This window comes from Cyanobium sp. BA20m-14 (assembly GCF_024346295.1).
Map to the genome: position 1 here is coordinate 1 of NZ_JAGQCR010000211.1, position 5,495 is coordinate 5,495.

The 5,495-nt window shown below is 62.1% G+C and carries 9 protein-coding genes; 3 read left to right on the forward strand and 6 right to left on the reverse strand.

Translation table 11 applies throughout. The features are described 5' to 3' along the window. The first annotated feature begins 225 nt into the window (after positions 1 to 225). On the forward strand, positions 226 to 1,110 hold the full coding sequence (locus KBZ07_RS16375; RefSeq protein ID WP_254932449.1) for a LysR substrate-binding domain-containing protein: 885 nt from the start codon (positions 226 to 228) through the stop codon (positions 1,108 to 1,110). Positions 1,111 to 1,159: 49 nt separating this feature from the next. Here the strand turns inward: KBZ07_RS16375 and KBZ07_RS15505 are convergent, their stop codons facing one another. After that, on the reverse strand, positions 1,160 to 1,642 hold the full coding sequence (locus KBZ07_RS15505; RefSeq protein ID WP_254932450.1) for a hypothetical protein: 483 nt from the start codon (positions 1,640 to 1,642) through the stop codon (positions 1,160 to 1,162). Between the two features lie 29 nt (positions 1,643 to 1,671). On the opposite strand from KBZ07_RS15505, the gene KBZ07_RS15510 reads away from it, so the two are divergent. Next, positions 1,672 to 1,977, forward strand: a complete 306-nt coding sequence (locus KBZ07_RS15510; RefSeq protein WP_254932451.1) for a YciI family protein — start codon at positions 1,672 to 1,674, stop codon at positions 1,975 to 1,977. Positions 1,978 to 1,980: 3 nt separating this feature from the next. Here the strand turns inward: KBZ07_RS15510 and KBZ07_RS15515 are convergent, their stop codons facing one another. From KBZ07_RS15515 to ilvC, 3 genes are read right to left on the reverse strand one after another with little or no spacing between them, the layout of a single operon-like run. Continuing rightward, on the reverse strand, positions 1,981 to 2,223 hold the full coding sequence (locus tag KBZ07_RS15515) for a hypothetical protein (RefSeq protein WP_197148277.1): 243 nt from the start codon (positions 2,221 to 2,223) through the stop codon (positions 1,981 to 1,983). Positions 2,224 to 2,272: 49 nt separating this feature from the next. After that, a complete protein-coding gene (cbiB, locus tag KBZ07_RS15520; protein ID WP_254932455.1) occupies positions 2,273 to 3,298 on the reverse strand; it encodes an adenosylcobinamide-phosphate synthase CbiB in 1,026 nt (341 codons plus the stop codon). Next, on the reverse strand, positions 3,295 to 4,290 hold the full coding sequence (gene ilvC / locus KBZ07_RS15525) for a ketol-acid reductoisomerase (RefSeq protein ID WP_254932452.1): 996 nt from the start codon (positions 4,288 to 4,290) through the stop codon (positions 3,295 to 3,297). Before ilvC ends, cbiB begins: the two co-directional genes overlap by 4 nt. Positions 4,291 to 4,407: 117 nt before the next feature. Between ilvC and KBZ07_RS15530 the strand changes: the two genes are divergently transcribed. After that, positions 4,408 to 4,923 (forward strand): ester cyclase, encoded by a 516-nt coding sequence (locus tag KBZ07_RS15530; RefSeq protein ID WP_254932453.1) that lies wholly within the window; start codon positions 4,408 to 4,410, stop codon positions 4,921 to 4,923. A gap of 17 nt (positions 4,924 to 4,940) precedes the next feature. Here KBZ07_RS15530 and KBZ07_RS15535 read toward each other — a convergent pair whose 3' ends face one another. Both KBZ07_RS15535 and KBZ07_RS15540 read right to left on the reverse strand, forming a co-directional pair. After that, positions 4,941 to 5,327 (reverse strand): nuclear transport factor 2 family protein, encoded by a 387-nt coding sequence (locus KBZ07_RS15535; RefSeq protein ID WP_254932454.1) that lies wholly within the window; start codon positions 5,325 to 5,327, stop codon positions 4,941 to 4,943. A 59-nt stretch (positions 5,328 to 5,386) separates the two neighbouring features. Next, the coding region (locus KBZ07_RS15540; protein WP_254932456.1) for an ATP-dependent Clp protease proteolytic subunit at positions 5,387 to 5,495 on the reverse strand (109 nt) is incomplete at its 5' end.

Consider the following 5,495-nt stretch of genomic DNA (forward strand, 5'->3'; position numbering starts at 1 on the left):
GCCACGGCTGAGGTGCTTGTTGCAGGGGCTGATCTCCCTGGTTGAGGCGTGCGAGAACGAGATGGGCACCTTTTCCCGCTGACAAGATTCGCCAAGCAGTTAGTTTCGATACGGAACCAAGTTCGGGCTGTGCGGGATCTGCATAGTTCTGGCCGCCATTATGCGCTTTTTGCATAGCTTCGTTTGCGCGATCCTGTGTAATATGACTCGGTTGTGATAGGCAATGTGGTCGTCTCGATCGAGGAACTAGCCTGTCTCGACACTTTGATTTGGTTGCGTTCGGGTGCCGTTGCCGCCGCCCGGTTAGGCGTTGCCCAGTCAACGATCAGTAGACGTGTTAACCATGTGGCTGGATTGCTGAACCTTCGTTTTTTCAAGCCAAATGGAGAATGGGAGACGCTTGGCGATCAGACTATTCTTAATCTTGAGCGATTGGTGCACCAGCGATATCGCTGGGTTCATGGCAGGGTCTTAAGAATAGAGGCCCAATACTACTCAGGGCCATTGTTTTGCGATCCCATCCCTGATGGATGGACTCCTGGCAATTTTGATTTCATGGAAATTCACACACCGTTGAGGCTGCTTCGCAACGGCGTGATTGATGCCTGGATTGGGTGCTACCCCGACGTGCCTGACGAAGATGACTCCGAGTTGGCTTGCTTTCACCTAACTCGATTGCCAAGCCATCTTGTTGTGGCAGTGGACCACCCGCTTCTGTATTTGGGAGATCACATAACGCTCGAGGATGTCAGGCGCTACCCATCAGTTGCTTTGCCCGACAATGCTTTCCCTAAAGTTCAGAAGATTCTGCAGGAGTTGGGTCTTTGGAATCTGCCCCTGCCAGTCCGGCGTTACAGCAGCGATAAGTGGGAGGGCATGATGACGCAGGATTTAAGGGTTGGTTATGCCAATTCCTTCACCATGCACCTTTTCTCTGCTCCCCACGTCGTTTTGCCTATCGATATTCCGTTGGAAACAGGTGACACCCTGGTTGTGCCTCGAGCCTATGTCAAGAATTTGCGCCTGCTGGAGCTGCTCGCCCACCTAAAGGGCAGGGCGGCTATCTTGGCGGATCGATTCGCAGAGGTGCGCGTGGCTGGCGATGGTTGAGATTAGCATTCTTGGAATTGTTTAGACAATCGTTCTGGGCTAGGGGTTTTCAATCTAGATAGAAAAAGGTCAGGTGAATGCCCTTGCCCACGTATTCATGCTTGTATCCACCTTCGTAGCTAGTGCCCCTGTAGTAAGCGGCAATCGTTTTGCTATTGCCCGGAGGAGTGATGATTTTTGCATTGCAGGTGCGTATGCGTTCGGAAACTTTTTTGCAGGACACCTCATTTCTGAGTAGTTCGTATACGGAGTGGTCTGCAAAGGTGAGGATGTCAAAAGCTTGCTTTTCAGTTGTTGCGCCCGCCAGCGGCGTAATGGCGCAATAGTCGCTCTTGCCGTTTCGCTGGCAGTTCGGCGACCACTGGGCCTGGGCCCCATCTATCCCCATACCCATCCCTATCCCTTGCCAGGCGAATATGAGCAGCAGGGCCCTACCCCACAGTTTTGTAGGTCCTTGCTCTCTCATGGTTTCCGATGGGTGTTTGATCACCCCATCCTCGACCTGTGCTGTGCTCCCAGAGGCCAGCGGCACCTACTTTGGTTAGGCCCCCAGCATTAGTCATGCCCTGGTTTGTCAAGCTCGAGACCGGTCTGGTGGGTAAGGCGCAATTTGATGCGGTGATCCCTGCCCATCTGGCCTGGCTGGCGGAGCTGGAGCGCTTGGGTCATCAGCCCCGCAGCGGCTACTGGGCTGAGCGGGTGGGTCGCAGCGGTGACGGTGCCGGCGGCATGCTGCTCTTTTTTGCTCCCAACTGGGCTGCAGCAGAAGCCCTAGTGCAAACCGATCCCCTGATTCAGGAGGGTTGCGTCAGCTGGTGCCTGCATGAATGGGCCGTGGTCTTCCCGAAGTCAGCTGATCAGCTGTGAAAATCAGCTGTGAAAAAGCAACACCAGCCCCGCTTTGAGCTGGTGAAATTCCCGCTCTTCCCGGCTCAGGTCCAGCCCCACCTGCAGCCCTTCCTTGAGGGCGTCATCAAAGGGCGGGGCGGTGGGAGCAGCGCCCGCTTGCCAGAGGGCAGCTATCCCCACCGGCGTGGCATGCCAGCGGAAACAGGGCGTTTGGCCGATTTCCGGCTCCAGCAGGGCATCTTCCAACAGCTCGCGAATTGCCATGGGCCCATCAACCTGCCTGCAGCATCGGCAGGCGCTGGGGGCGGGGCAATCAGCTGAGAGTTTTTGTGATGAATGCCAGCACGGCCGCCGTAGCCAGCCACACCAGCTCCAGGCGCCTGCTCAGCTCGAGCATGTGGCGCACGGCGGCCCCATCGGGGGCGGGCAGCCCTTGTGCCAGCAGGGGTTTGCTGGTGAGCTGGCCGCCATAGCGGTTGCAGCCGCCCAGTTGCACCCCGGCAGCATGGGCATAGGCGGCCTGGGATACCCCCGCATTGGGGGAAGGGTCGGCGGCCCCGTCCCTCAGGGCAGCGGCCAGCAGGGAGAAGCAGTGCCCCGGTTGCCCTGCCGTCAGGGGCAGGCCCAGGGCCACCAGGCGGCAGGGCAGCCACACCAGCAAGTCGTCGAGACGGGCGCCGGCCGTTCCCAGCCAGCGCAACCTGCCGCGCCGGTAGCCCAGCATCGAATCGAGCGTGCTGGCCGCCTTGAAGCCCCAGGCCAGGGCCAGCGGGCCCGGCAGGGCGGGGTTCAGGCTCCAGATTCCGGCCCCCAGCAGCATCCAGAACAGCGGCGCAAACAGGCCATCCACCGCGTTTTCGCTGGCGGTTTCGGCGGCCGCCCGCAGGATCTCCGGGGCGTCGAGATCGGCCGTGTCGCGGCCCACTATCCAGGCCAGGGCCTGGCGGGCAGGCTGGAGGGCCTGGCCTGGCTGCTTCTGTACAGTCTGTACGGAATCTGGGAGAGCTTTCAGCACCTGCAATACTGCCTGCTCGAGGCTGCCGCCGGCCAGGGCGCTGGCCAGGGCCACCACCAGCAGGGGCGTAGGGGCCAGCTGCTCCACGCCCCAGCCGGCCAGGCCGCTGCCGCCCACCAGTACCAGCGTGATTAAGCCCCCCGCCAGCCGCAACTTCCAGGCTCTGGTGCCCGCCCAGGCTTCAGCGCCGCGGCGCAGCAGGGTGATCCACCAGCCCATTACCACCACCGGATGGGGGCACCAGCGCGGGTCCCCCACCAGGCGATCGAGACCGCAGGCGAGGGCGACCAGCAGCAGGGGGTTGCTCAGCAGGGGCTGGATCAGGCCGCCTTCAGCCAGCTGAACATTGAGCGCAGGCCCTTGCCCACCTGCTCAATCGGATGGGCCGCATCGCGCTCGCGGATTTTGGTCATCTCCGGCTTGCCGGCGTCACACTCGGCCACGAAGTTGCGGGCGAAGGTGCCGTCCTGGATGTCGGCGAGGATGCGCCTCATCTCGGCCTTGGTTTCGGCGGTGATCAGGCGCGGGCCGCTCACGTAGTCGCCGTATTCGGCGGTGTTGGAGATCGAATCGCGCATGGCCGTCAAGCCGCCCTTCACCATCAGATCGACGATCAGCTTCACCTCGTGCAGGCACTCGAAGTAGGCCAGCTCGGGCTGATAGCCGGCTTCCACCAGGGTCTCAAAGCCGGCCTTGACCAGCTCGGAAAGACCGCCGCACAGCACGGCCTGCTCACCGAAGAGGTCGGTTTCGGTCTCTTCCTTGAAGTTGGTCTCCAAGATGCCGGCTCTGGTGCCGCCGATGCCCTTGGCGTAGGCCATAGCCAGCTCGCGGGCGTGGCCGCTGGCGTCTTGTTGGATGGCGAATAGGGCCGGCACGCCCATGCCGTTTTGATACTCCCAGCGCACGGTGTGGCCGGGACCCTTGGGGGCGATCATCACCACATCCACATCGGCCGGGGGCTTGATCAGCTCGAAGCGGATGTTGAAGCCGTGGGCGAAGCTCAGCACCTTGCCGGCGCTGAGATGGGGTGCGATCTCCTTGTCGTAGACCGCCTTCTGGAACTCATCGGGCAGCAGCACCATGATCCAGTCGGCCTTGGCGCAGGCGTCGGCCACGCTCAGTACCTCGAGGCCATCGGCCTTGGCCTTCTCGGCCGAGCGGCTGCCCTCGTAGAGACCCACCACCACGTTGACGCCGCTGTCTTTGAGGTTCAGGGCGTGGGCGTGGCCCTGGGAGCCGTAGCCAATGATGGCCACCGTCTTGCCGTTCAGCAGGGAGAGGTCGGCGTCGGTGTCGTAATAGAGCTGGGCCATCGAGGCTTTGGGTCTGGACAGGGCAGGGGCTGAGCTTACGCAAGCGCCTGCGGCGCGCCCCTTCCGGCTGACAGGGGCCAAGGCCATCCCTACGATCTGCTCTCTGCCCCAAACGCCATGGCCGTCGACCAAGCCACCACTTCGACAACGGCCGCCGCCCTGTTTGAGGCCCACATGCAGGCCGAGCTCAACGGCGATCTTGACGCCACCATGGCCACGATGGTGGCGAACCCCCATCTGATCAACCTGGCCTCCGGCACCGGGGGCCAGGGCGCCGAAGGGGTGCGTGAGTTCTACGCCACCCAGCTGATCGGCCAGTTCTTTCCCCCCGACGTGGAGTTCATCTCGATTTCACGCACGGTGGATGGCGAGCGGCTGGTGGATGAGCTGGTGATCCGCTTCACCCACACCAAAGCGATCGGCCATCTGCTTCCGGGCGTAGCCCCCACCGGCCGGCGCGTCGAGATGGCCCTGGTGGTGATCGTGGGCGTGCGCGAAGGCAAGGTGGCCTACGAGCACATCTATTGGGACCAGGCCGGACTACTGGTCCAGCTGGGCTTGCTGGATCCATCCGGGCTGCCGATCGGGCTTGATACCGCCTCACTCCTACTGGCCGCCACCGGCAAGGGCTGAATGTCCAGGCCTGGGCCCTAGAAGCGATCGGTGTGGTGATGCACCACACGCCAGTGGCCAGACTCCTTGCGGAAGATCGTGGTAGCGCGGATGTCGATCCGGAGCGCCTCACCGGCCTGGGTCATGCCGCTGGTGCGCTCCATGCACACCATGTAGCCCATATCAGAGCTTTCAACAAAGCGACGATCGTCTGCCACCAGGGTGCCATCGAAGCCCATCCCAGACTCCCTGGTGAACTGTTCAAACACCGCCTTGCGTCCTGTACAGAGATTGCCGGTGGGGCCGAGGTGGCTGATGTCGTCAGCCTCAGACCAGATCTGCGCAAATGGGGCGCAATCGCCTGCAAGCAACTGGTTGCCAGCTGCGTAGAACAGATCGGCAGCCTCGGAGAGGGTGGTGGCCATGGTTGGGGTCAGCGACTAGGCGGTCAGCGAAGAGGGGGGCAGCGGTAGGCCTGCGCCCTTCAGGCCTCGCCGGGGTGGGCTATCACCCGGTCGATCAGGCCGTATTCCTTGGCTTCGGCGGCGCTGAGGAAGTAGTCGCGGTCGGTGTCCTTCTCGATTTTCGCGAAG

Excerpts from the sequence above, each read along its gene's own strand:
- KBZ07_RS15530 (WP_254932453.1), top strand. The coding sequence starts at position 4,408 with ATGGCCGTCGACCAAGCCACCACTTCGACAACGGCCGCCGCCCTGTTT.
- KBZ07_RS15535 (WP_254932454.1), bottom strand. The coding sequence starts at position 5,327 with ATGGCCACCACCCTCTCCGAGGCTGCCGATCTGTTCTACGCAGCTGGC.
- KBZ07_RS15510 (WP_254932451.1), top strand. The coding sequence starts at position 1,672 with ATGCCCTGGTTTGTCAAGCTCGAGACCGGTCTGGTGGGTAAGGCGCAA.
- ilvC (WP_254932452.1), bottom strand. The coding sequence starts at position 4,290 with ATGGCCCAGCTCTATTACGACACCGACGCCGACCTCTCCCTGCTGAAC.
- KBZ07_RS15515 (WP_197148277.1), bottom strand. The coding sequence starts at position 2,223 with ATGGCAATTCGCGAGCTGTTGGAAGATGCCCTGCTGGAGCCGGAAATC.